The organism is Cytobacillus sp. SAFR-174 (assembly GCF_051964675.1).
In the GTDB taxonomy this organism is placed as follows: Bacteria; Bacillota; Bacilli; order Bacillales; family Cytobacillaceae; genus Cytobacillus.
The window spans coordinates 25,914-49,905 of the sequence record NZ_JBQCMZ010000025.1; the positions used below are offsets into that span (position 1 = coordinate 25,914).

Annotated in this window: 19 protein-coding genes; 18 read left to right on the forward strand and 1 reads right to left on the reverse strand. The window is 41.3% G+C overall.

Annotation, left to right across the window (positions count from 1 at the left end; genetic code table 11):
- The first annotated feature begins 39 nt into the window (after positions 1–39).
- From ACTHRG_RS20335 to ACTHRG_RS20420, 18 genes are all read left to right on the forward strand, one after another.
- Positions 40–240, forward strand: coding sequence for a hypothetical protein (locus ACTHRG_RS20335; RefSeq protein ID WP_076262170.1), 201 nt, complete (start codon positions 40–42; stop codon positions 238–240).
- 336 nt (positions 241–576) lie between these two features.
- On the forward strand, positions 577–1,698 hold the full coding sequence (locus ACTHRG_RS20340; protein ID WP_076262168.1) for an ABC transporter ATP-binding protein: 1,122 nt from the start codon (positions 577–579) through the stop codon (positions 1,696–1,698).
- 30 nt (positions 1,699–1,728) lie between these two features.
- A complete protein-coding gene (locus ACTHRG_RS20345; RefSeq protein WP_440231873.1) occupies positions 1,729–3,297 on the forward strand; it encodes a glycine betaine ABC transporter substrate-binding protein in 1,569 nt (522 codons plus the stop codon).
- 187 nt (positions 3,298–3,484) lie between these two features.
- Entirely contained in the window at positions 3,485–4,675 is a 1,191-nt protein-coding gene (locus ACTHRG_RS20350; protein WP_076262164.1) for a M14 family zinc carboxypeptidase, read from the forward strand.
- Between the two features lie 167 nt (positions 4,676–4,842).
- Positions 4,843–5,841, forward strand: coding sequence for an ABC transporter substrate-binding protein (locus ACTHRG_RS20355; RefSeq protein WP_076262162.1), 999 nt, complete (start codon positions 4,843–4,845; stop codon positions 5,839–5,841).
- Between the two features lie 478 nt (positions 5,842–6,319).
- Entirely contained in the window at positions 6,320–6,613 is a 294-nt protein-coding gene (locus ACTHRG_RS20360; RefSeq protein ID WP_076262160.1) for a WXG100 family type VII secretion target, read from the forward strand.
- Between the two features lie 80 nt (positions 6,614–6,693).
- Complete coding sequence (locus ACTHRG_RS20365; protein ID WP_076262158.1) at positions 6,694–6,933, forward strand: EsaB/YukD family protein; 240 nt, start codon at positions 6,694–6,696, stop codon at positions 6,931–6,933.
- A gap of 14 nt (positions 6,934–6,947) precedes the next feature.
- Positions 6,948–8,291: a type VII secretion protein EssB gene (essB, locus tag ACTHRG_RS20370; RefSeq protein ID WP_076262156.1), complete on the forward strand. Its 1,344-nt coding sequence runs from the start codon at positions 6,948–6,950 to the stop codon at positions 8,289–8,291.
- A 20-nt stretch (positions 8,292–8,311) separates the two neighbouring features.
- Positions 8,312–12,784: a type VII secretion protein EssC gene (gene essC / locus ACTHRG_RS20375; protein WP_076262153.1), complete on the forward strand. Its 4,473-nt coding sequence runs from the start codon at positions 8,312–8,314 to the stop codon at positions 12,782–12,784.
- Positions 12,781–15,627 (forward strand): type VII secretion protein EsaA, encoded by a 2,847-nt coding sequence (gene esaA / locus ACTHRG_RS20380; protein ID WP_076262151.1) that lies wholly within the window; start codon positions 12,781–12,783, stop codon positions 15,625–15,627. Before essC ends, esaA begins: the two co-directional genes overlap by 4 nt.
- Positions 15,617–16,096: a type VII secretion protein EssA gene (essA, locus tag ACTHRG_RS20385; protein WP_076262149.1), complete on the forward strand. Its 480-nt coding sequence runs from the start codon at positions 15,617–15,619 to the stop codon at positions 16,094–16,096. The genes esaA and essA overlap by 11 nt, the downstream gene beginning before the upstream one ends.
- A gap of 176 nt (positions 16,097–16,272) precedes the next feature.
- Positions 16,273–16,575 (forward strand): WXG100 family type VII secretion target, encoded by a 303-nt coding sequence (locus tag ACTHRG_RS20390; RefSeq protein WP_076262146.1) that lies wholly within the window; start codon positions 16,273–16,275, stop codon positions 16,573–16,575.
- Positions 16,576–16,601: 26 nt separating this feature from the next.
- Positions 16,602–16,745 carry a hypothetical protein gene (locus ACTHRG_RS20395; protein WP_175609160.1) on the forward strand — a complete coding sequence of 48 codons (144 nt, stop codon included), beginning with the start codon at positions 16,602–16,604 and terminating at the stop codon, positions 16,743–16,745.
- 36 nt (positions 16,746–16,781) lie between these two features.
- A complete protein-coding gene (locus tag ACTHRG_RS20400) occupies positions 16,782–18,032 on the forward strand; it encodes a hypothetical protein (RefSeq protein ID WP_076262144.1) in 1,251 nt (416 codons plus the stop codon).
- Between the two features lie 9 nt (positions 18,033–18,041).
- The gene (locus tag ACTHRG_RS20405) at positions 18,042–18,854 is read left to right on the forward strand and encodes a hypothetical protein (RefSeq protein ID WP_076262141.1); all 813 of its coding nucleotides are present in this window, start codon (positions 18,042–18,044) and stop codon (positions 18,852–18,854) included.
- Complete coding sequence (locus ACTHRG_RS20410) at positions 18,847–19,398, forward strand: DUF5381 family protein (protein WP_076262225.1); 552 nt, start codon at positions 18,847–18,849, stop codon at positions 19,396–19,398. Before ACTHRG_RS20405 ends, ACTHRG_RS20410 begins: the two co-directional genes overlap by 8 nt.
- A 66-nt stretch (positions 19,399–19,464) precedes the next feature.
- A complete protein-coding gene (locus ACTHRG_RS20415) occupies positions 19,465–20,016 on the forward strand; it encodes a DUF5381 family protein (protein ID WP_076262139.1) in 552 nt (183 codons plus the stop codon).
- 200 nt (positions 20,017–20,216) lie between these two features.
- Positions 20,217–21,911: a transglutaminase domain-containing protein gene (locus ACTHRG_RS20420; protein ID WP_076262136.1), complete on the forward strand. Its 1,695-nt coding sequence runs from the start codon at positions 20,217–20,219 to the stop codon at positions 21,909–21,911.
- A gap of 39 nt (positions 21,912–21,950) precedes the next feature.
- Here the strand turns inward: ACTHRG_RS20420 and ACTHRG_RS20425 are convergent, their stop codons facing one another.
- The gene (locus ACTHRG_RS20425) at positions 21,951–23,864 is read right to left on the reverse strand and encodes a DUF2207 domain-containing protein (protein ID WP_076262134.1); all 1,914 of its coding nucleotides are present in this window, start codon (positions 23,862–23,864) and stop codon (positions 21,951–21,953) included.
- Between the last annotated feature and the right edge of the window lie 128 nt (positions 23,865–23,992).

Genomic DNA, 23,992 nt, shown 5'->3' on the forward strand with positions numbered 1-23,992 from the left:
TAATGTAGGCATATACAGAGGAAATGGAGGTATGTATGTATGTACCCTTATAGAGGCCCTTACCAGCCGCAGGATCAGCGGTTTTTTGGATTCTTTGGTCTGCCTTTTTTAGGCGGGTTAGCAGGAGGATTATTGGGCACTGCCTTATTCTACCCGCGTCCATATTATGGATATCCGCCACCGCCGCCTTATTATTACCCGCGGCCTTGCTGTGGACCGGGATTTGGATATCCTTATTAATACCTGTCAGGGGGAGCTCTTAAGAAATGCTTCCCTTTTTTGATGCCTGAAAGCACCGGAGTCATATTGCAGAGAAGAAGGCAAGGCTCAAGGCAGCATAAATCCTCCACATTAATTAAAGATGGTGATTAATAAGGAGTTTTTTTAAGATGAAGTACCTTTTTGGTTTGGAGAAAGAAGATTAAGGTTAAATATGAATATTATGGAATTATAGTGGGATAACTAATTTAATGATTTTTGCATGATTTAGCGGTTTATGTTACCCTGAAAAACGTATCTGCGGATAGGTTGTTCCATAATTTTACAATTGTTTGATGTATAGGAGGTGCTGAAAAGTTGATTGAGTTTAAAGAAGTAAACAAAGTCTTTCAGGACGGGTTTCATGCTCTCAAGGATATTACCTTTAAGGTCGAGGAAGGTGAACTGCTGGTTCTGATTGGACCCAGCGGATCTGGAAAAACCACAACCATGAGGATGATCAACCGTCTGATTGAGCCGACAAAAGGGACAATTACAATTGAAGGAAAAGATATTTCAAAAGAAGATCCAGTCAAGCTTCGCCGGACGATCGGCTATGTGATCCAGCAAATAGGGCTGCTTCCGCATATGACGATTAAAGAAAACGTTTCGCTTGTTCCGAGGCTGATGAAATGGAAGAAGGAAAGATACATAGATAAAGTGGACGAACTGATGCATATGGTAGGACTGGATCCGGAGGTGTTTGGTGAACGTTACCCTTCAGAACTGAGCGGCGGGCAGCAGCAGAGAATCGGTGTTATCCGTGCGCTGGCAGCTGAGCCGAAAATTATTTTAATGGATGAACCATTCAGTGCACTGGATCCGATCAGCCGGGAGCAGCTGCAGGATGAGTTAGTCCGCCTTCAGCGGGATATCCAGAAAACCATTGTATTTGTAACCCATGACATGGATGAGGCGCTTAAAATCGCTGACCGCATCTGTATTATGAAGGATGGGGAGGTGGTGCAGCTGGATACGCCGGAAAATATCATCCGCAGGCCGGCTAATGAGTTTGTCCGAAGCTTTATTGGAGAAGACCGGCTTCAGGAAAGTGACAGCATATCATTCCCTAAACTAACCAAATTAATGGTTCCGGCTGTAACAGCGGGCGAAAGCCGCAGGCTGGCTGAATCCTTGAAGCTGATGCGAAGCAAGCGGGTTAACAGTCTTGTCGTTGTGGATAATCAAAATGTTTTTCAGGGAATTGCAACCGTCTGGGACGTCCAGAAAAATTACAAAGATGAAGAGTTAATGCTTAAAGATATTATGGATTCAAGCGTTGTGACACTTCAGCAGAATGATCCGGCGGAAAAGGCCTTTCAGCTTGTGAACGAATCTGTTTACGGCTTTGTTCCGGTTATGGATGAACACAGGAACCTTTTGGGCATTGTGACCCGATCAAGTCTTGTAGAATATATGGTCGACGAAATCGTCGAATAAACAGGATAGGGGGTGTAGACGATTCTTAACATGATCAGCAGCACGGCTGACGTTTTTGTAAACCGCTGGCCGACTATATGGAACTTAATTTTAGAGCATATGTATCTTTCACTTATTTCGATCGCCATTGCGATTTTAATATCTGTTCCTTTGGGGATTTATTTAACCCGCCATCGAAAAATTGCCGATTCAATTATTGGGATTGCAGGAGTTTTTCAGACGATTCCAAGTCTCGCACTTCTTGTATTTCTCGTGCCATTCATCGGAACGGGACAAGCCCCTGCCATTATTGCTTTAACCGTTTATGGCTTATTGCCCATTCTTCGAAATACATATCTAGGCATTACTGGTGTTGAAAAGTCTGCCATCAACGCCGGGGTCGGAATGGGAATGACGAATCGGCAGGTCCTTTGGATGGTGGAGCTTCCACTGTCCCTGAGTGTTATCATGGGCGGGATTCGTACTGCGACTGTATTAATTATCGGTGTTGCGACAATTGCAGGCCTCATTGGGGCTGGCGGTCTTGGAGATTTAATCTTCCGCGGACTGCAGACTTATAATACGGGTCTTATTCTGGCAGGTGCAATTCCATCTGCTCTATTAGCGATTATTTTTGACTATTTGCTGAAGCTTCTGGAGACAGATGTGACTCCGCAGGGGCTTAAACAAGGGCAGAAAACCAATCCAGCTGTGAGCCGCTGGAGAAAATGGGTGGTGACCGCATTAATTTTAATCCTTCCTCTTTCTGCGTTTGCTGCTCAGCTCGGCGAAACAGCCGGCGGCAAAGATACGATCACCATTACAGGCAAAAACTTCACGGAGCAGGAGATCATGGTTTACATCATGGGGCATCTGATTGAAGAGCATACAGATTTAAATGTGAAATATGAGTCCTTCCTGGGAGGTACCGCACCTGCATTTGAAGGCGTTAATAACGGAAATTATGATTTATATATGGAATATACGGGAACAGCCTTGCTGAGTATTTTAAAAGAAGAAATGATCAGTGATCCTGACAAGGTGTATGACCTCGTAAAAGAGCGCTTCAAGGCTGATTATGATTTGGTCTGGCTTGAGCCATTTGGGTTTAATAACACGTATACACTGACTATAAGAAAAGAAGATGCTGAAAACTGGGGAGTTAAAACCATCTCAGATTTAGGCAAGAAATCATCGGAGCTGTCTCTAGGCTCGGAGCCGGAATTTCTGGAGCGCCTTGATGGCTATCCCGGCCTTGTGGATACTTACGGATTTGAATTTGGCGGAACACAGGCCATGGACTCCGGCATTATGTACAGTGCCATCAAGAATGGAGAGGTGGATGTCATTGATGCCTTTTCCACTGATGGCCGCATACCGGCATTCAATCTGCAGGTCCTTGAGGATGATAAAAAATTCTTCCCTCCGTATTATGCAACCCCTGTCATCAGGGCTGATACGCTGAAAGAACATCCTGAAATTGAAGAAGCATTGAAGATGCTTGCAGGTAAAATTGATAATGAAAAAATGCAGGAGCTTAATGCAAGAGTTGATATTGATAAAGAACAATATGAAGATGTGGCGGTTGATTTCCTGAAAGAAGAGGGATTAATTGACTGACGCAAAAAGGACTGCGATCTTACGCAGTCCTTTTTAGCGTGATGAAAGTCTTATCCAATAAGGAAAATGTAGGATATTTATAATTCAGAATATTAATTCTTTTAGCAGATTTACATCCTCAGGTTGAAAAGGCATGATAGAAATAATTCGGATACCGAATTAAAAGAAGATCAGGGGAGGCTTAAAAATGAAGAAAAAATCATTATGGAAAGTACTTAGTTCAGCAGCGCTGGCGGCATCGATCTTAGTACCTCAAGTTAGCTTTGCTGAGGGAGCAAAGCCAGTGACAGAGGAAAATATATCTGTTAATGGCTTTGTAGATTATGAAGAATTGAAGAAAATGCTGAGCCAGCTTGAAAAGTCATCGAATGGCCTGGTTCAGGTTGAGTCCGCGGGTAAAACGAATCAGGGAAGAGATATCTTTACAGCAAGAGTGGGCCATGGAGATAAAGTAGTCCTGGTGCAAAGTGAAATTCATGGCAATGAGAAGACTGGTACTGTCGCATTGTTGAATATTCTTCAGCACTTAGGCTCAAGCCAATCAGCAGCCGCGAAAAGAATTAGGGAAGAACTGACGATTGTAGCGATTCCGATGATGAATGCCGATGGTTCTGAATTGGACAGGCGTGGTAATGTGATGACCTGGGAAGAAGTCCAGGAGAAGTTTCCTCAATTACATAACGCACTGCCAACCTGGAATTATTACACACGCACTCTGCAGGGGGATGACTATGCAGCAGCTCCAGGTTTTGATGTAAACCGTGACTTTAACCCCGACTTGAACTATGTTCCGAAAGCGGAGAACTTTCCGGGTAATTCGAGCACTCCAGGCTGGTATATCACACCTGAATCCCAAACAGTTCGGGATGTATATAAAGGTCTGCAAGAGGAGTTTGGAAATGTAGAAGTCTTTTTAGATCTTCATCACCAAAATTTCTATAAGATTGAAGGAACGGATGAAGACGTTACAATGTCCATCTCAGCCGATTTCATTCCCGATCCAAATTCCCCAGAGGGATCAAAATATAATCAATATGCGGAGAATTACCGCTTTGATTTCTCCCGGCAGCTAAATGTGGCACTTTATGATGCACTTCAGGAAAAAGGCAATTCAGTGTTTACCAATATTTCGTTATATGACCAGGACTTAGATTTGCCTGGAACAGCACTTGGTTCCTTTGCCTTGAACGGAAGCGGGGTAGTCTTGTTTGAAGTAAAAGGGCAGACACAGAACTATGGCCAAAAGATGAAAGGCCAGCTGGTTAAGACTGTAGAAACTGGTCTTATGGGAATCATTAATGGTGTTGCAGATGGCAGTGTTTATGATTTGAATCCGGAAGAATATAATGAAATCCCTAATAGGGAGTCCATTCGTTAATAGAGCAGCAGAGGCTGGTTCCATTTGGAATCAGCTTTTATTTTGCATGGAGCTCAATTTATCTGACAAAAAGAGGATTAGCTATTGTTACAAACATATTAAACATGTTAATATCAAAATATTATAAAAATTTTAAAAAATACATAATTGTTCAGGGGGATTTTTTGATGAAAAAGATGTTGGCCATCATGGCAAGCAGTGCATTGCTCATGCTTGCTGCCTGCGGTTCAGGAAATGAGGAAACCAGCGGAGAAGCTTCAGAAAAGAAAACGGTTAAAATCGGCATTACGCAAATTGTTGAGCATCCATCACTGGATTCTGCGAGAGAAGGATTTATAGCTGCATTGAAAGATGCTGGATATGAAGAAGGAAAAAATCTTAAAATCGACTTCCAGAACGCCCAGGGGGATATGAACAATAATATGTCCATTGCCCAGAACCTGGTCGCGGACAAGAATGATTTAATCCTGGCAATTGCTACTGCGAGTGCACAATCGGTTGTGCAATCAACGAAAGATATTCCAATCCTTTTTACAGCCATCACCGATCCTGTGGGAGCTGAGCTTGTGGAAAGCATGGACAAACCCGGCGGGAATGCAACGGGTACATCTGATACACATCCGGATGCCATCAAAAATACAATTGACTCTATCAAAACATTTGTACCTGATGCCAAAAAGGTGGGCATTATCTACAATGATGGGGAACCAAATTCAGTAGTAAATGTTAAGCATGCGAAAGAAGCCATTGAGGCGGCAGGTCTGGAAGCAGTAGAGACAACAATTTCAACAAGCTCAGAGGTAAAACAGGCTGCAGAATCCTTAGTGGGACGTGCTGATGTGTTTTACATCCCTAAGGACAATACTGTGGTATCTGCCCTTGAATCTGTGCTGAACGTAGCCAATGAAAAAGACATTCCAGCTTTTGTGGGAGAAAGCGATTCGGTTAAACGGGGCGGATTTGCTTCCTATGGCTTTGAGTACCATGATCTTGGTTACTCTACAGGCCAAATGGCTGTTGATATTCTTGAAGGCAAAAAGCCGAGTGAGATTCCTGTCGGCTATCCGGAAAGCCTTGAGCTTGTGATTAACAAGAAAGCAGCTGAGGAACAGGGAGTTGCTTTGACTGAGGACATGCTAAAGGATGCTAAGGTGGTTGGGGAATAAATAGGTTGTTAAAAGATACAGCGATTCAGCTGTATCTTTTTTGCTTAATGAATCCCGAAATTTATTTTGGAAAATGATTCAAAAGTACCATATAAACTAGAAGGCTGGTTTTAGGAAAAAAAAGGGTACAATAAAGTTTAGTAAATATCTATATAACAGGGTAATTTAACCTATAAAATACAATTAGGGGTTTATAGAATAATAGGAATAAAACCACAGACATAATTCGACACGGATGCATTAGCGATTTGACGAGTTTTGACTGCCATGATAGTAATAAATAGGTAGAAAATTTGAATTTGAAAATCAAAAAAATAGTAAAAAACTATGAAAAAAATACCAATTTAGGTTTAAACTTTTCGAAAGTGGGTATTAGTGGGTATAAATAACTGTTTTGTTATTTTTTGCAAGTAAGTAATTGACCTTTTTATTGTGTATTTTTACAATAATAGTAACCTATTGAAAAGGAGAGATTTGAATGTCAGGAGTTATTCGCGTTACACCAGCAGAATTAGTAGGCATGTCTAACCGCTATAATGGAGAAAGCAGCCAGGTTGGGGATCAGATTGTCCGTCTGGATAATATGATTCGTGAACTGGAAGGTGCATGGGAAGGGGAAGCAAGCAGAGCGTTTGCTGAACAATACCAATCTTTAAGACCTTCATTTGTTCAAATGCAGCAGTTATTAGAGGATATTTCTGCTCAGCTTAATAATACTGCAAGAGCTCTTGAAGATGCTGATAACCAGATCGCTGGCCAAATCCGCGGTTAATTAGATCTGAATCAATTAAGTGGAGAAGGAGCGCTGCATTCACAGGATGAAAAGCGCTCTTTTTTTATGAGGTGTTGACAATGTACATAGAAGTGACAATTGATTTAAAACATTATGAACTTGAACCTTTTGACCTCCGTCTATCTAACTATCACTCTGTTAAAAAAGTAGTTGATATTGTTTGGCAAGCTAAGTCAATTTCTCAGCCGCCCCGGGAAGGATATTGGGTCAGAATTCCCAACAAGCAAATGATTCTGTCAGGAAACGATAAGCTGGCAGAAAAGGGGATTACCACTGGAGACCGTTTCGAAATTTTATAAAGGAGCATTTAAAAATGTCAGAAAAGAGTCAAACCTACCTTGAAGAGCAGCTTGAAGCGGTTGTCGAAACAGATCATCAATCCCTTACTATTCTTTTCCAAAGAGAAAAAATTAAAGCTGATGCTGCTGCGGAATTGGAATTGCTCCAGGCGATGGAATCAGCTATTAAAAGGGATATCCATTTAACAGAGGATGAACTGCGCCTCGTCCTGAAACTTCCCTCAAATTACTTAACCTTTTCCAAATTAAAAAAGAAAGACCAGAGAAGCAGATGGATTTTTTCTTCGCAGCTCCTGAAGCTTGTGAAAAGTCATCCGTATTCCAGGCTGCATCTTATCATCTGTCCTGAAAACATTGTGGCGGATGAAAGCTTGTCACCCCATTTGCTTCATTATGGTGTAAGTGAAAGCCTTCCGCCCTATGAAACCAATCAGGAAAAACTCTGGATGGAATTGAAAGCGACCATCGCTTCTGCTGTAGATGGAAATCGCGCCTTCCGGGATTACCTTAGCCTTCATGAAACCATTGAATTGTCGCCCGCAGCGGCAAGTATCATCCAAGCCAAGGATGAAAATGAATTGTCAGACGTCATCCGGACTAATATAGAAATGCTTGAAAAGAAAGATAAGGAATATGCTAGGATTCCGCAAAAAAAGTGGAAAGCCACAAGATATTCGGCATGGGGTCTGCTGATTGCTTTAGTGCCTTTCGTTGCTTTCAGCCTATATTCCCTTATCTTTACTCAGCCAAAACAGGCAGCTTTTATTAACAGCCAGGAGCATTTCCTGAAAAGCCAGTATAGTGAAGTCGTTTCTGAGTTATCCAATTATGATATTGATCAGATGCCAAGAGTGGTACAGTACGAACTGGCACAGTCCTACATAATAAATGAAGCATTGACAGAAGACCAAAAAGAGAATGTCCAAAATACAATCACCCTTCAGACGGATCCCCTTTACTATCATTACTGGATTCACATTGGGAGGGGAGACGCCAAGGAGGCTCTCGATATCTCGCGGGATCTTGAGGATCGGGACTTAATTCTTTTCGCATTGCTTAAGTACCGTGAAGTTGTCAAAGCGGATGATAGCCTTGAATCCGATGAAAAACAGCAGAAAATCGACGAAATTCAAGCAGAGATTGATGAGTATTTAGAGGAACAGAAAGCTCAGGAGGAAGAGGAGCAGCGTCTTCAGGATGAGCAAAGCAGCAGCGAAAATAATGAACAGGCAGTAAAACAAGAGCCTGAACAAAAGGCTGCTGAAGAGCAAAAGCCTGCAGATGCAAAGGCAGCTGAAACATCTGCAGAAAAGCCTGCGGAGAAGAAGGAAGAGTCAGAAAAGACAAAGCCAAATTAAGATAGACAGGAGGTGGAAAGATGGAACAGTTATGGTTGTTTTACAGCGATTACTGCCAGCAGCTGTCTATGCCAATTGAAAAAATCAGCAGGATCACCATTGGCCCTGAGCTGGAACAGCTGGTGACAATAAGGGAGTTTCCTTTTACAAAAGGAATTGTGTCAATAGAAAAGCACGACAGCTTCTATGAAGTTAGGCAGAATGAGTCGGTTCTCGGAAGGCTGAATGGCGGAGAACCCTTTCATATAAATGATGCGGGGGAAATCCTGACGATAATAGTAACCTCTGAAGCCCTTAAAAGCCAGACCTACTATTCGGGCTATCAAAGGGAAATAGAGATTTCCTCTGATAACCCGGCAGCTTCCATTTATAAAAAGAACGGCATTTTAATGGAGGCCAGCCATTCTTTTGACCTGATAAGAACAAAAAAGGGCTGGATGGCAGAGCCGGGTTCAGGACAGCTTTATATAAACGGAAAAAGAGTTGAAGAGAGGACCTTCCTTGAAATGGGGGATGTGCTGTTCTTCCCCTTTATGTCTTTAAGAATAATAGAAGAAGATCTTTTCCAGATAGATAGCTTTGAATACTATGAATCAAAGCTTCCCATTACCATCAGGCCGCAATCTGAGATGGCAAAGAAATATCCGCTCTATCGGAGAACGCCAAGAATGATCTATGAAATGCCGGATGAGAAGGTTTCCCTGTCCTTTCCGTCACAGGAGCCGGATGATTCAGGCAGGGGATTATGGCTGATTATCATGCCGCCGCTGATTATGCTGATCGTTATGGGCATCGTGGCTTTAATTCAGCCAAGAGGGATTTTTATTATCATTTCAATGGTCATGTTCATGACCACTTTAGTGACATCCACAGTCCAGTACTTCAAGGATAAAAGCAATCAAAAAAAGCGGAAAGAGCGCAGGCATCGAGTTTATACTGCCTATCTGGAAGAGAAGCGAAAAGAGCTGCAGGCATTGTCTGACCAGCAGAAGCATGTTCTGGAATTCCACTTTCCGTCTTTTGAGAAAATGAAGTATTTTACGGGCCATATATCCGACCGCATTTGGGAGCGGCCTCTGCAGAGCTTTGATTTCCTTCAATTCAGACTGGGTACCGGAAATGTGCCTGCGAGCTATGAGGTGAAGGTCAGCTCAGGGGATATGTCAAACCGTGAAATCGATGATCTGCTTGAACAGTCACAGCAGATGGAAAAAGTGTATAAAGAAGTTAGAAATGTACCTGTGGTGGCTGATCTGGCAAAGGGGCCAATCGGGCTGATCGGAAAAGAGTCGGTTGTTAAAAATGAGATCCACCAGATCATTGGGCAGCTGGCCTTTTTTCACAGCTATCATGATGTTCGGTTCGTATTTATTTTTAATGAAAAAGAATATAAAAAATGGGAATGGCTCAAATGGCTTCCGCATTTCCAGATGCCGCATGCACATGCAAAAGGGCTGATTTATAACGAACAAACAAGAGATCAGCTGCTGTCTTCCCTTTATGAAATCCTGCGTGAAAGGGATTTGGATGAAAATAAAGAGAAGCAGGTGTATTCACCTCATCTTGTGTTCATCATAGCCAATCACCAGCTGATTGCAGATCATGTGATTTTGGAATATTTGGAGGGAGATCACTCCAATATGGGAATCTCCGTGATCTTTGCAGCAGACTCAAAGGAAAGCTTGCATGATAATATTCAAACCCTTGTCAGATATGTCAATCAGGAAGAAGGGGACATTCTGATTGAAGATAAAAAGGCCGTGAGCATTCCATTTAAGCTTGATGTTCATCAGAAGAAGGGAAATGAGGAATTTTCCCGTCTGTTAAGAACGCTTGATCATCAGGTTGGAATGACCAATTCCATTCCAAATAGCGTTTCCTTCCTGGAAATGATGAAGGTTAAAGAAGTAGGGAAACTTCCAATCAAAGAGAACTGGCTTACGAAGGAGTCTTCCAAATCCCTGGCAGTTCCAATCGGTTTAAAAGGAAAGGAAGACCTCTCGCTATTGAATCTTCATGAAAAGGCGCATGGCCCTCACGGGTTGCTGGCCGGGACAACGGGGTCGGGAAAAAGTGAATTTCTGCAGACGTATATTCTTTCACTTGCTGTTCACTTCCATCCCCATGAGGTCGCTTTCCTGCTGATTGACTACAAAGGCGGGGGCATGGCACAGCCGTTTAAGAACATGCCGCATCTCCTGGGTACGATTACCAATATTGAAGGCAGCAAAAACTTCAGTTCAAGAGCGCTTGCCTCCATCAAAAGCGAATTAAAAAGACGGCAAAGGCTTTTTGATCAATATCAGGTAAATCATATAAACGATTACACAGACCTTTATAAAAACAATATGGCAAAGGAGCCGCTTCCTCATCTGTTTTTGATTTCCGATGAGTTTGCGGAGCTTAAGAGTGAAGAACCCGAATTCATCAGAGAGCTCGTCAGTGCCGCGCGAATCGGCCGGAGCCTGGGAGTTCATTTAATTCTGGCAACCCAAAAGCCGGGCGGTGTCATTGACGAACAGATCTGGAGTAATGCCCGTTTCCGGGTGGCTTTAAAGGTTCAGGACACAGATGACAGCCGGGAAATCATTAAAAACGGCGATGCCGCTGCTATTACCGTAACCGGCCGCGGCTATCTGCAGGTCGGCAATAATGAAGTCTATGAACTGTTCCAATCTGCATGGAGCGGGGCCCCTTATATGGAAGACTCTTCTGAGACAGAGGATGAGATTGCAATCGTAACTGACCTTGGGCTTGTGCCATTATCAGATGTGAATTCACGCCAAGGGAAGAAAAAAGGCGGAAAGACAGAAATTGAAGCAGTTGTGGAAGAAATTGAAGCAGCACAGTTCTCGATGGGCATTAAGAAACTTAGAAGTCCGTGGCTTCCTCCTCTTGAAGGGCGCTTAAGCAGAAAACTTTATCGCGCTGAGGAGAATAATGAAATTCATTTAGGAATGGTGGATGAGCCTGAGAAGCAGAGCCAGTATCCATTAAGCTATCAAATCATAGAGGATGGAAATGTAGGCGTGTTCGGCTCATCCGGTTATGGAAAATCCCATACAATTATGACACTGCTGCTCAGCATTGCCGAAAAGCGGTCTCCTGAAGAAGCACATTATTATATTTTCGATTTTGGCAATGGTTCACTCCTTCCATTAAGGCAGCTGCCGCATACGGCCGATTTCTTCCTGATGGATGAAGAACGAAAAATTGAAAAGTTTATGAATCTGATCAAGGATGAAATTGCCCGCAGAAAGCTATTATTCCAGCAGCAGGAAGTCAGCGGAATTAAGATGTACAATTCGATGAGCAATGAAAAATTGCCGCTCGTCTATATCACATTTGATAACTTCGATTTAGTAAAAGAGGAAATGCAGGAGCTTGAAACGCAAATTAATCAGATTGCCAGGGATGGACAGTCACTCGGCATCTATATGATTTTCGCTGCGACACGGATCAATTCTATCCGGCAGTCGCTCATGAATAACCTCAAAACAAAAGTCGTCCATTATCTGATGGACAGCAGCGAGGCTTACTCCGTTCTGGGGAGAGTTCCATTCGCACCTGAGCCAATACCAGGAAGAGCCATTATTAAAATGGAAGAGGCCTATTTTTCACAGGTATTCCTGCCGGCAGAGGGCAAGGACGATTTCGAGATCATGGAATCGATCCGGGCTGACATCCAGGAACTGAAGGAGAAATACAAGGACTGCAGTCAGCCTGAAGAGGTTCCGATGCTTCCGGCAGAGCTTAATACAATTAACTTTACCCGTTACACTGCGGGAGAGACACAGCCAGGACTTGTACCAATTGGCCTTGATGAAGAATCAGTCAAACCTGTATATGCAAACTTCAATAAAACGAAGCATTGCATTATCCTTGGGCAGGCCCAAAAAGGAAAGACAAATGTCCTTAAGCTTATGATCAATCAAATGCTTTCTCAGGGTGCTGAATCTGTCGGTATTTTCGATTCCTTTGACAGAGGATTATCATCCTATGCCAGTGAGGAAAAGTCAGTCTATATCGAGACAAAGGATCAGATCAGCGATTGGGCAGCAAAGGCTGAAGAACAGTTATCCCTAAGGGAAAAAGAATATCTTAATTCCATCCAGCATGGCAATACAGATATAGAGTTTTCGCCGATCGTGCTGGCTGTGGATGGATACTCCCGTTTTGCACAGACATTGGATAACAGCCTGCAGGAAAGAATGGCAAGGCTGATGAAAAATGGAAGCCATCTTGGCTTTAGCGTCATCGTGACAGGCAGCAATAATGAACTGACGAAAGGATACGATTCCTTAACGGCAGAAATCAAACAGATCCGCCAGGCAGTCGTTCTGATGAAAAAATCAGAGCAGACGCTCTTTACCCTTCCATACGACCGGAAAGAGGCGGAGATTCAGCCGGGATATGGTTATTACGTTATAAACGGAAAGGAATTAAAAATTCAAATTCCTTTATGTGCCACTGAAAGGAAGGTCTTAGCATGACAGCCAAAACAAAATATATCGTGAAAATGGTTTTGGTGATGCTTCTGATTATTGCCGCGCCAGCCATCTTTTTTGGCTCAATCGGCGATAATCCTCTGCTGGTCAGGGAGAATGCCACAAGAACCATAGCAGTTGTTAATGAAGATACAGGGGCTGACAAGGAAGATAAGTCTCTTGATTTTGGAGAGGAAATCACATCGATCCTCGAAGACGGTTCACAATATGAGTGGAGCGTCATCGGCAGAAGTGCTGCAGAAAATGGCTTGAGGAATACCAAGTATGACGCAGTCGTTTATATTCCTTCCAATTTTTCAAAGAACATCATGTCCTATGAAAGCCAGCAGCCTGAAAAAGCAAATTTTGAATATACCGTTCAGAACCAGCTGAACTCACTGAACCGGGAAAAAGTTCTGCGCGAGATTCAGACAGCCACCAACCGTGTGAATGGAAAGATTTCAACCTTGTACTGGACCTATGTATCACAGGACCTTGAAAATGTGAAATCCCAGTTCGATACCATTTTACAAAAAGAAATAGACTTCCAGAATGCCATGCTCGCTTTCTATAAGCCCAGCTCAAAGAACCTGGCAGCGGAAATTGAACAGCAGCGCAATATGCTGGAGAGCATTCAGTCGACAGTGAAGACAGCTGCAGAGAGTACTTCAGAAGGTGAAAATAACCTTACTCAATTTGAAGAGAGTCTTGCTGGATTTGTTCAATATGTTGACCAATACCAGGAATATCAGGATGCACAGCGGGAAACTCTTCAGAAGCTGCAGGATGAAAGTGTGCTAAATATACAGGCCCTAACCGGGAAACACGATCCGCAGTACTCTGAATCATTAGCCGCACTAAATGAAGGCGGTGAGCAGCTGTCAAGCACACTTGATTCAGTTGAGTCTCAGCTAAAAGAAAACAGTGAGACATTCAGCAGCCTCTCTGCTATCCGCACTTCACAAGTGGATAGACAAAGAGAAGAATTGATTAATTATCTTATGGAACAAGAACGAAATACCCTAAGCCAAGTCGAGGCAAACATAGCTTCTTTGAAGCAGGAATTGTCAAAAGGGACATCTGCCGGAAATCCAGGAACAGCATCAGCGGCTTCAAACAAAAGCTATGCTGTAAAACAGACTGCTGCTACCACGAATCCGGATAAAGCCATTCCTTCAGTTCCAGGTCTGGAAAATGAGAGAGCAGAGCTGCAGGCCATTGCCAATGAAATAAACACGATTAAATCTTCGCTTGAAACAATTGAAGGAACTCCGGAGCAAGCTGCCGCAGCAGTCGCAAGCCTGCCGAAGCTTTCCCAGCGTTTGCTTAATGTAGAGCAGAAGATTTCTGCGAATGACACAGGAGAAAATCCTCTGCAGAAAGTAGTGGATGAACTCAAGGCTGTCAACAATGAATTGGCTGCTCAAAACGGAAAATTGGTTGAAGACTATAATAAGCTGGTTGAAGAGAACAAAAATTTGATTCAGCAGTTAAGTAATTCCGGAAATTTTTCATCTTTAATTGGTTTAATCGACCAGAAAGAAAATAAAATTCTTGAATTAAATTTAGACAGCGAAAGCAAGGCGAAGTTAACAGAAGTGTTTAACCAGCCAATTATCTATGCCGTTCCTTCAAAAATGATGGAATATTATTCTGCACTCGGAAGATTCGAAGGAACTATAGAGTCCTCCATTAATTATAATCCTGAGAAACTTAAAACCTTTATTGAGAAGTTGAATCCTATTGTAAAGGTGAACGAGGATGAACAAAAGGTTTGGGATGAATTGAATACATCCATCCCATATTCTGAGGAACAGCTTTCAGGTCTTGATAATCAGGTTACTGCATTTTTTAATGATTATAGCCAGAAGATTGAAGAGCAGCAATCTGCTATGCAATCAGACTTATCTGCACTGCAGGAAAGCGCAATAGCTGTTATGGATAATATTCAGTTATTATCGGCTAATACCCAAATGCCTGTCGATGGCATTGACGGAACTTCCGTTATGGTCAAACAAGAGGGAATCAGCCAAAGAATGCTGATGATTAATGATCTTGTTGGATCTATAGGAGAAAATCAAAGCAATATCGTATCCTATACAAACGAGCTGGAGCAAAAGGTGCAAAGTGTCCAGCAGGATGCAGATACACTGAATTCCAAGTGGGGCTCGAACGTAGAGACAACTCAGATGTTCAGGGATGATATTTACAATCTTCTTGGAAACACCTATGTGAATGGCCAAAAGAATGGTCCGGTATACGAGCAATTATCCAGCCCGCTTCAAATCAGCGGAGAAACAGCTGAAAAGAAAGAGGAAAACAAGCTGCCGCCGGTTGTCGTATTGGCCATTGTCCTGCTCAGCAGCTTAATGATCGGATACTTCAGCCATTATTTCAAAAATGCGCCGATGCTTGTCCATGCATCCATGTTTGTGCTGCTGAATCTAATTGTTGGTCTGATTATCAGCATATTCGGCCTCAATATTTACTCAATGGAACAGGATCGCGCAATAGAGTGGACCATTTTCACCATATTGCTGCTGACGGCAGCCTCGGCCATTGTACTGGCAGGGTTCAAGATCGGCAATTTGGCAGGATGGATTCTGAGTGTAGGTCTTATCGCCTTCTTCATCAGTCCGTTCCTTGCTCTTACAGCACCGAATATTAACTATGAGGACCCAATGTCCAAGGTGTATATGTCCATTCAGTATGACTCACAAACCCTGTTTATTCCGGCCATCGTCATACTGCTTGGCATTATTGCCTTCCTTGCCATCATTCCATTTGCAGTCCGGTCTATAAAGGACCTGCGTACAAAGAGGGATGAGGACCAGGCTTATGAAGCTTAATAAATTCCTTAAAGTAATAGTTCTGCTCCCGGCGTTTTGGCTGCTTGCTGGCCAATCTGCCGGGGCAACCCCTGATTTTAATAACGTAACACCGAATACCTATGAAAAAAAGGAATTCAAAGAGAATACCGATTACCTCCATGAAAAATCGCTTTATGAAAATAAGAAAGAGATCCCGGAAGAACAAAAGGATCTTACTTTTACAAAAAAGAACCTGGATCCTTTGAAGGAAGTGAAGGAGAAGCTTTTCGACGGCGGTGAAACCACTACTAATACCATCACCGCAAAAGCAGACCAGCTTCAGCTTTTTTCCGATTCGAAACAGGAAAGCTTTTTCACTGCGGAGGATCAAGCACCCGCTGAACAGGATAACAAATTAATGATTCTTTATAGTATTCTGCTTGTCATTGCCATAGGTGTGATTATGGGATTCCTCATTCCGAGGATGGCGAAGCAGGCTGACAATTAAATAATTCCCGTACATGTCTCCGGTTTGGAGACATGTACATAATTACTGCTACCAAATTCTTCAGCAAACTCCTCTCAAATAACTGCCCTCTAAAAATAGAATAAAGAATTAGGCATGAAAGAAATGAAGAGACTTTAAATTATTGGATAAAAAACTTTTAAAAATGAGGTGTCAAAATGAACTCATCACATGTAAGAGCCCTTGCAAGGGTATTTCAGACAGCTTCAGATGATATCAAAACAGAGGAATTCAAACTAAAGCAAAGTGTCCAAAACCATGCAGGTGAATGGAAGGGCAAAGCGCGGGACAAATTTGATTCCGCATTGGAAGAAGCAGGCGTCCTCTTCCAAAGGCACTCGGATAACCTTTATAACATCAGTCGAGAATTGGAAAGTGCTGCTAATGAAGTTGATAGAGTCAGAGAAGAAATTGAAAGACAAAGAGAATTAGAGAGACTGGCCAGACTTAAAGCGGATTGAAGAATATAAAGATTGGATGGGTTTTTATGTCTAATAATGAAAAGAAGAAAAAAGGTTCTTATGACAAGAGTAAGACGTATGATGACGGATGTGCTCCGGGGTGTGTTGATCTATTTTTATTGCCAATACAAGTTTTTATAGCAGGCTATCAAATAATAAATTTATTTTAATTAGGATAATAAATCGAATAGAAAAGAGGTATTGAAATGGGAAGTGAAATCTCTGTAAATCCGGATCGCCTGGAAGACCTGGCAAATGATATGGTTACTCGTTTGTCCAGAATTGAAGACGAATACAGAAATCTCCATATGGAGCTTGCGGATTTAATTAACAGCGCTCCGGCGGAATACAGGCATTGCTTTTATCATGTAGGAGACCCATGGGGTACAGGTAACCAGCTTACCGGGCAGCTTAGTGAAATGGAAATTGACCTGCGGATGGTGGCAAATAAATTTGCTGATGCTGATAATCTGGTAGGCAAGTTGTATAAGTTGTATGAGCAATATGGGGCCGTAACAGCTCTTGGAGCATTGATGACAAAACAGCTCGCATTTTATGGATTAGGTTTTACTCAATTTATTAAGAATGCTGATGGTGTATTCACCTATAAACATATGGCGGCCCTTCAACAAGTAACAGATAAAATTGATGAAACTAAAAAGTTAAGAACGATGACAAGAGCGTTTCTGAGTCCATTATATTTAACCAGTAAGTATAAAGATGTACCACTTGCGGATTTGGTTCATAAAAAGATTGCTAAATACTTGCCGGATGATGTGGCGAATTTTACGAGTAGCTCAAGGGCATTTTTGGATGAAATTAAATATAAAACTTTTAATCCCACTACGTTCAAATCTTTCGTTAGTACGGGTGCCAAATTTGCTAAAACAAATGCATTAAGTACAGTTGTTTTAACCGGTGCAATGGAAGTCGGAGGAATGGGGCTTAAAATTTCAGAGAACTATGCTAAGTACGGAAATAACCCCGATGTTTTGAAACGTGAAAATGCTAAAGCAATTGGTAATGCTGTAAATAATACAGTAGCTATCTCGGGAGGAGCAATTACAGGTGCAGTAATAGGAGGAGCTTTAGGTAGTTTAGCTGGTCCCGTTGGAACAGTTGTTGGTGCAGCTGCAGGTTCATTCGTTGGTGGAGTTATTGGAGAGAAAGCTGCTAAATTAACTGCTGGAATTGCTGAAAAAGGTGCTATCCTTATTAAAGAGCCTTTGCACCATGGAGTCGAGCTTTTTAAAGATGGATTTGAGAAAGCTGGAAAAGCTGTTGAAGCAGTAAATAAAGGTATTGATGTTGTTAATAAACAAATTAAAGAAACAATGTCCGATCCGGTAGGGAAAATTAAAGATATTGGAAAAGGATTGTCAAAGGCAAAGGAGACAGCTGGATCTTTAATAGATGGAGCAAAGGGATTTTTAGATAAAAAATTATCTTTTTTTTAAGGAGGCAATATGAGTACCATTCAACTAAGTATAGAAGAATTAATCTTTGCATTTTATAGTGAAGGGCTATATGAAGAAGGAATATCTATGAAAGAGACATACTTTCCTTCACTCCAAGATTCCGAATTGAAGTTACTGCTTGAGTTTGCAGCTCGCTCTTTGCTGGCAAAAGATATGGTGGTAGAGGTTAATAATCAATATAGATTAAAAGAAGACTATAAGTCTTATATTAATATTCTTAGTAATGCGGAGAAGACGGTTAAAGCTTCTAGATTTAATTTAAAGTTCGAAGGGGAAGAGAACATATCCTTTCATTTTGGGAATGGGGAAGTTTATCTTCATAAGTTATTGCATGACCATCAAGTACATTATATTTCAAAATCCACTCCAAAGGATATGATACCAAGTATTAAAAATTTCTTCGATATTAACAAGCTGCCTTTACATGATGAAGTGCTTTTTAGTTTGAAGAATGAAGAATTTGAAGAATTCTTAGGTGATATGAGTGAACCAGATTCATTGTCTGAATCTACTGCTCAAAAGTGGGAAAATAGAGTTAATGGTTCATTCTCATTTGAGTTTTTAAAAGATATTTCCAATAGAAAAGGCAGAATGGACAGTTTACTTAGTCTTGGATATGATTCTGCAAAAAATCCTGATTTAATTGATCTAATTTTTATTGTTCCTGGGAAAGTGGACTTCTGGATGATTTCAAGAGACGATAATCTTGATTTAAATGTTCAAAGGGCAGACGAGACATCTATTAGAAACCTATTATTTAACAATTCTGTCCAAGGAGGGATTCCTCTTGTCCATGATTGAGAACAAAGGAGAATCTGTATTAATAAAAGGTTCTAAGTTCATGTATGTATGGATGTTTTTGGCTACAGTAGGATTTTTACTTGCATGTATCTTCTTAATTATACATGGACTGAAATTCAATTCTAAATATTCTTTCCTCTATCTTGGCGGAGGAATCGTATTAACTCCCTTCTATCTTTATTTAACTATTTGGAGCCTGCCTGGATTAATGCCAGGAAAGGTTTTGTTTAGAATATTCCCGGGAGAAAAGGGAACAGTTAATGCTAAAAAAGATATGGTATCTATAAGTAATATTCGCAGTATCAATTTAGTCAGAAATCCATTAAATTTAATCAACGACATTGTTATTGATACATTCAATGATAAAAAGATAAAAATTAAAACGTATAATCTTCTTGGGGACTTAGATTATGAAATGATTGTAGATCAATACATTTATCCATATATGACTGAAAATGCAAAAAAGGTTTGGGACAGAAAGGTAGATCTTGAACGTCTTCGTAAAGTGGCAAGATACGAGAGAAAAGAGCCTAAAATTGAATAAAAATTAATTGAATCGATCAAACAAGTCTTCTCTAAAGAGAGAGCTTTCTCAGGGGGCGATCTATCGATGATTCAAAATAAAGATTATTCCATAAAGGTGAAGGGATCAAAAATTTATTATGTGCTAATGTCTCTTGCTACTGCAGGTTTTTTAATAGCCTGTATCTTTCTAATTGTTCACGGATTGAAGTTTGACTCTAAATATTCTTTATTCTATCTTGGCGGTGGAATAATTTTCACTCCTTTTTATCTCTATATCACCCTTTGGAATTTACCAGGTCTAATCCCGGGTAAAATCTTGCTGTCCATTATCCCCGGAGAAAATGGTGTGATTAAATCAAAAAAAGGCACAGTTCCAATTAAGGATATTCGAAACATTGATCTTGTAAGGAATCCATTAAATTTAATTAATGATATTGTTATTGAAACCTTCAATGATAAAAAGTTTAAAATTCGCACGTATAACCTGATTGGTGATTTTCGCTATCAGATAATAGTTGACCAATATATTTATCCTCATATGACTGAAAATGCAAAAAAAGTTTGGGATCTAAAAATAAACCTGGAGAATCTTCGGCAGCAGGCTAATTATGAGAGGCAAGAACCAAAGGCTGAATAACGATTTTATGTGTGGAATTTCTCTCTTTTTGTATTTAATTTTATAGCTATTAATATTAAATTTTTAAAAAACAGTACCACAGAGAAGCTCTTTAAAGGTCTAACCCTATAAAGAGCTTTTGTTTTGAGTTTCTTAATCTATGAAACCGAAAAGGCATTGCGCACGTAATAAAGTCAAGAAAGATTAAAAAGGAGGACCCCATGCCAAAGAAAAGCCCCATCACCATATTAATTGTATTATTAACCAGCTTCCTCTTCCTCTCAGCCTGCAGCAGCTCTGAAAGCAATTCAGAAGCCAAAGCGGAGAAAAAGGAAGAAGATAAATATGAAAAGCTGGTTAAAGAGAAAAACAAGGAACTTGAGCTCGAACCCCTTGAGCTGACTTCTTACAGCGAGGAAGTCGGGGCCGCTCTGAAAAATCCGGAGTATAAGGAGTTTGCCGCAAATGGAAAGGTGGCTGTGCAAGGAGAGGTTGAGAAGTACTCTGATCTCAAATCAGACTATGCCTGGATCAAGGTTCGTTCCACAGAGGATGGGCCGGCAGGGAATGATCTGGAATACTACGCACCCATCAAAGAAGGGAAGTTCAAGCAGAATATCCGATTATTTAATGGGGAAGGCGAGTATAAGGTAACGGTCCAGCTTCCAAGCACGGATAGTGAGAATTATTATTATGATCTTGCTTCTTTCACGGTGCACAATGTGAATCCGGATACAGAGCGGGATGTGACGTTTACTCCGTTTGGCCAGGAAGCAGATCTGGACCTGGATATCGAGTCGAGCTATCTAAAAGGCAATGAAGTATTCAATTTAAAAGGGGAAGCCGGAAGCCTAACAGATAGCGATACAATCATGCTACAGCTGAATAAGGATTCAGAAATGTGGAAGCATGTCATTAAGCTTAAGGATGGAAAATTCACCTATGATGTGCCGTTATTCTACGGAAAAGGCCTGCACAAGCTTGAGGTGCTCGTTCCTGACAAAGAGAGGGAAAATTACTATCAGACAGCCACAACCATTTTAATAGACAACGAGTCTGATAGGACGATGAGCCCAATTGAATTTTCTAAAACATATGAGGAGCGGGGAGTGGCGCTTGAATACCCGCAGTATGGCGGTGAGAAGTCCGACGGTGTCTTTTCTGTAAAAGGAAAAATTGATCCGCAGGCAGAATTCGGTCCTGAAACAGATCATATTTACATTACGACTAAAAAAGGTGAAGACGAAGCACTGGATGTTATCCCTGTAAAAGATTTCACGTTTGATGATTCTTTTTATTTAAGGTTTGGTCCTGGCACATATGAAGTCACACTAAGTGTGCCGGAAATTAAGGAAGAGAATAGTGATTATTTTCGCTTTTATGGATTTGCGAAATTTGAGGTGGAGTCAACAGGCGAGGATAAGCGGGACCTGCTTCCATCAAGAGGCGTTCAGTCCGATGCTCCGCAGATTACTGAACTGGCGCAAGATCTGACAGAAGGCATTAGCAGTGAAAGGGAAAAGGCGAAGGCCATCTATGATTATGTCGCTAAAACCGTTTCATATGATGTAAATAAGCTCGAAACAGATGACTTCAGCTGGGATGATAGTGCGCTCAAGACACTTGATTCCAAAACGGGAGTCTGCCAGGATTATTCGTATCTGGCCATTGCCCTGCTTCGGGCCAGCAACATGGAAGCCCGCTTTATTGAAGGAACTGCTTTTGGCGGATTCTGGCCGCAGAAGCATGCATGGGTGGAAGTGAAGGTGGATGGAAGCTGGCTCACGATGGATCCAACATGGGGAGCGGGTTACATTAAGGATGATAAATTTGTGGCAGCTTTCAATGAAAAATACTTTGATCCGAATCAAGCTGAGTTTGAAAAAACACATAGCCGCACAGGTGTATCATACTAAAAAAAAGTGCCATTCTCAGCAATGGCACTTTTTTTATGCTTAAAACGCTCCTGCACCTCCGCCTCCGCCGGAACCGCCGCTTGATCCGCTTCCGGATGAACCGGAGCTTGTATAGTATGTCTGATGATAATAATGATTTGTATATGAAAATACTTTTGCATCTGCAGAAGATAGGAGAAGCGCAGAAAAAGTTTTCGCATCTTCTGTAAACTTTCCGGCATAATGCAGATTCAGCTCGGTAAATAAGTCGAGTGAAAGGGCGTGCTGTATCCACTTATCTGAATCCTGAAAGTGAAATCTGCCTGTTTTTATGCTATTTCTAAACTCCCTGATCGCTTTATGATAAGGGGCTCCTTTAAAGGTAATATCCGAAATAGGCAGGAAGACGCTGACGAGAAAAAGGAGAATGTTTAAAGGGAAAAAGTCTTCCGGCATTTCGTATGCAATAGCTGCCGCAAAAACAGAGCCTAAGCCAAAATAGATTGGCAATGCCAGCCGATTTTTCTTTTGAATCAGCACCATGGCCCATCCGATTGTTAATAAAGCCAATATGGAAGCTAAGTCGAATAAGTCAGACATCCCTATATAGGCATTGAATAACGACATTAGAATCCAAATAGGAATTCCCCATTTGAGAAAGCTCTCTCTTATTAAATTTAATCTTACATACTCTTTTATCTCGGTATCTTTCAGTACTGTTTTGCGCCAGACTTTAAATGCCTTGTTAAACTCTTTTTCCATTCGCTTATATTCATCCTCCATTCTCCAGTTGCTCTTTTTTTCCTGAGCAGTTGGAAAGGGAAGCTGATCCAGGGAAAAAGTTTTTCGGCCTGTTTCATCTGGGGTAAAAAGCCAATCAATCAGTTTCTGCTCGTATTCGGTTAAACCTTTATTTTCACTGATAACTGTAAAAAGATAGGTGTGATCAGGTGCTTTTTCATCTTCCAAATAAGCAGGTCTGGCGGTGACCCGTTCCATGGATAGAAACCCTTTCTGCTGCATCCGAAACAGAGCGCTGATAATATCGAAATGCCGAAGCCTTCCCTTTCTGTAGATGGCAGCAAGCAGAAAGGAATCCTTATGCTTTAATTTTTCCGGCGAAGTTCCTTTATTAAACCACCTGTATAGTCTGCGGGGATAGATTACCAAATAAATCAGGAATATCAGCAAAATAAGGGTAATGATCGAATTCACTGTATCAAGAGGGTTGATCCAGTCTTTCCGGCTCTCCCTTTTTTGCTGATACTGTTCTTCCTCAGCAAGAAATTCGGCAAGTTTAGCGGTGTTTTCTGTATATACAGCATTCTTCAAGTATGTCTCAGGAAACAAAAATCGGATTTCCGCCGTTTTTCCTGCAGGAAGGAGCTTATTTTCATAAAGAATCCCATCCTGTCTGGATTTTTTCATCGATCCGCCAGTCAAGTCATGTAAAAAGGCATAGCCCTTGTTTAAAGCTGATGAATCATTATATAAAGCAATTTGAATACGAAGGTTGTGTATATCATTTTCATTCATTTCATCAAAAAATCGCCAATAAAACTGCCCTGTATCCCCATATTTGCTGACTGCATCCTTAATGCGGTAGCGGTAAAACACTTTCTTTGTTTCATTTTTAGAAGCTGTATGTATTTTATAAGTTAAATCATCTCTCTCTACCTTCAGCGTCTGTAAGCTTTGGGGATTAATCGTTTCAAGCTTGGCATCATCAGGAGCAAGATAGCCTTCAAAAAACTCCACTCCCCCGTGGTCGTCGTCCCCGATTGTTCTCGTTGTTCCATTAAAAGATCCATCGAAGGAGTATGTATATAATTCTTCTGTGTAGATATCTCCATTATCTAAAATTAGTGTCCTGATTTCTGCCTGGTCAATGGAAAAGGATTCTGCCTTAGCCTCTGCCGGGAGTGTCAGCAGCAGTAATATAGATATAAGAAAAACATATGAATGCAGTTTCATTGTAATTTACCCCCATTCTTCCATAAGGTCATTATAACGGAAAGCAGGGATGTTTTTGCCAATTCAATGGGAATTTAAACCGAAATACCCTTCAATATATATTCTGAAAATTATAAAATTAAATTGAC

Coding starts and splice junctions, on each gene's coding strand:
- ACTHRG_RS20395 (WP_175609160.1), top strand. CDS start 16,602: ATGTCTAATAATGAAAAGAAGAAAAAAGGTTCTTATGACAAGAGTAAG.
- ACTHRG_RS20420 (WP_076262136.1), top strand. CDS start 20,217: ATGCCAAAGAAAAGCCCCATCACCATATTAATTGTATTATTAACCAGC.
- ACTHRG_RS20415 (WP_076262139.1), top strand. CDS start 19,465: ATGATTCAAAATAAAGATTATTCCATAAAGGTGAAGGGATCAAAAATT.
- essC (WP_076262153.1), top strand. CDS start 8,312: ATGGAACAGTTATGGTTGTTTTACAGCGATTACTGCCAGCAGCTGTCT.
- ACTHRG_RS20410 (WP_076262225.1), top strand. CDS start 18,847: ATGATTGAGAACAAAGGAGAATCTGTATTAATAAAAGGTTCTAAGTTC.
- ACTHRG_RS20355 (WP_076262162.1), top strand. CDS start 4,843: ATGAAAAAGATGTTGGCCATCATGGCAAGCAGTGCATTGCTCATGCTT.
- ACTHRG_RS20350 (WP_076262164.1), top strand. CDS start 3,485: ATGAAGAAAAAATCATTATGGAAAGTACTTAGTTCAGCAGCGCTGGCG.
- ACTHRG_RS20335 (WP_076262170.1), top strand. CDS start 40: ATGTACCCTTATAGAGGCCCTTACCAGCCGCAGGATCAGCGGTTTTTT.
- ACTHRG_RS20400 (WP_076262144.1), top strand. CDS start 16,782: ATGGGAAGTGAAATCTCTGTAAATCCGGATCGCCTGGAAGACCTGGCA.
- ACTHRG_RS20390 (WP_076262146.1), top strand. CDS start 16,273: ATGAACTCATCACATGTAAGAGCCCTTGCAAGGGTATTTCAGACAGCT.
- ACTHRG_RS20405 (WP_076262141.1), top strand. CDS start 18,042: ATGAGTACCATTCAACTAAGTATAGAAGAATTAATCTTTGCATTTTAT.
- esaA (WP_076262151.1), top strand. CDS start 12,781: ATGACAGCCAAAACAAAATATATCGTGAAAATGGTTTTGGTGATGCTT.
- ACTHRG_RS20345 (WP_440231873.1), top strand. CDS start 1,729: ATGATCAGCAGCACGGCTGACGTTTTTGTAAACCGCTGGCCGACTATA.
- ACTHRG_RS20425 (WP_076262134.1), bottom strand. CDS start 23,864: ATGAAACTGCATTCATATGTTTTTCTTATATCTATATTACTGCTGCTG.
- ACTHRG_RS20365 (WP_076262158.1), top strand. CDS start 6,694: ATGTACATAGAAGTGACAATTGATTTAAAACATTATGAACTTGAACCT.
- essA (WP_076262149.1), top strand. CDS start 15,617: ATGAAGCTTAATAAATTCCTTAAAGTAATAGTTCTGCTCCCGGCGTTT.
- essB (WP_076262156.1), top strand. CDS start 6,948: ATGTCAGAAAAGAGTCAAACCTACCTTGAAGAGCAGCTTGAAGCGGTT.
- ACTHRG_RS20360 (WP_076262160.1), top strand. CDS start 6,320: ATGTCAGGAGTTATTCGCGTTACACCAGCAGAATTAGTAGGCATGTCT.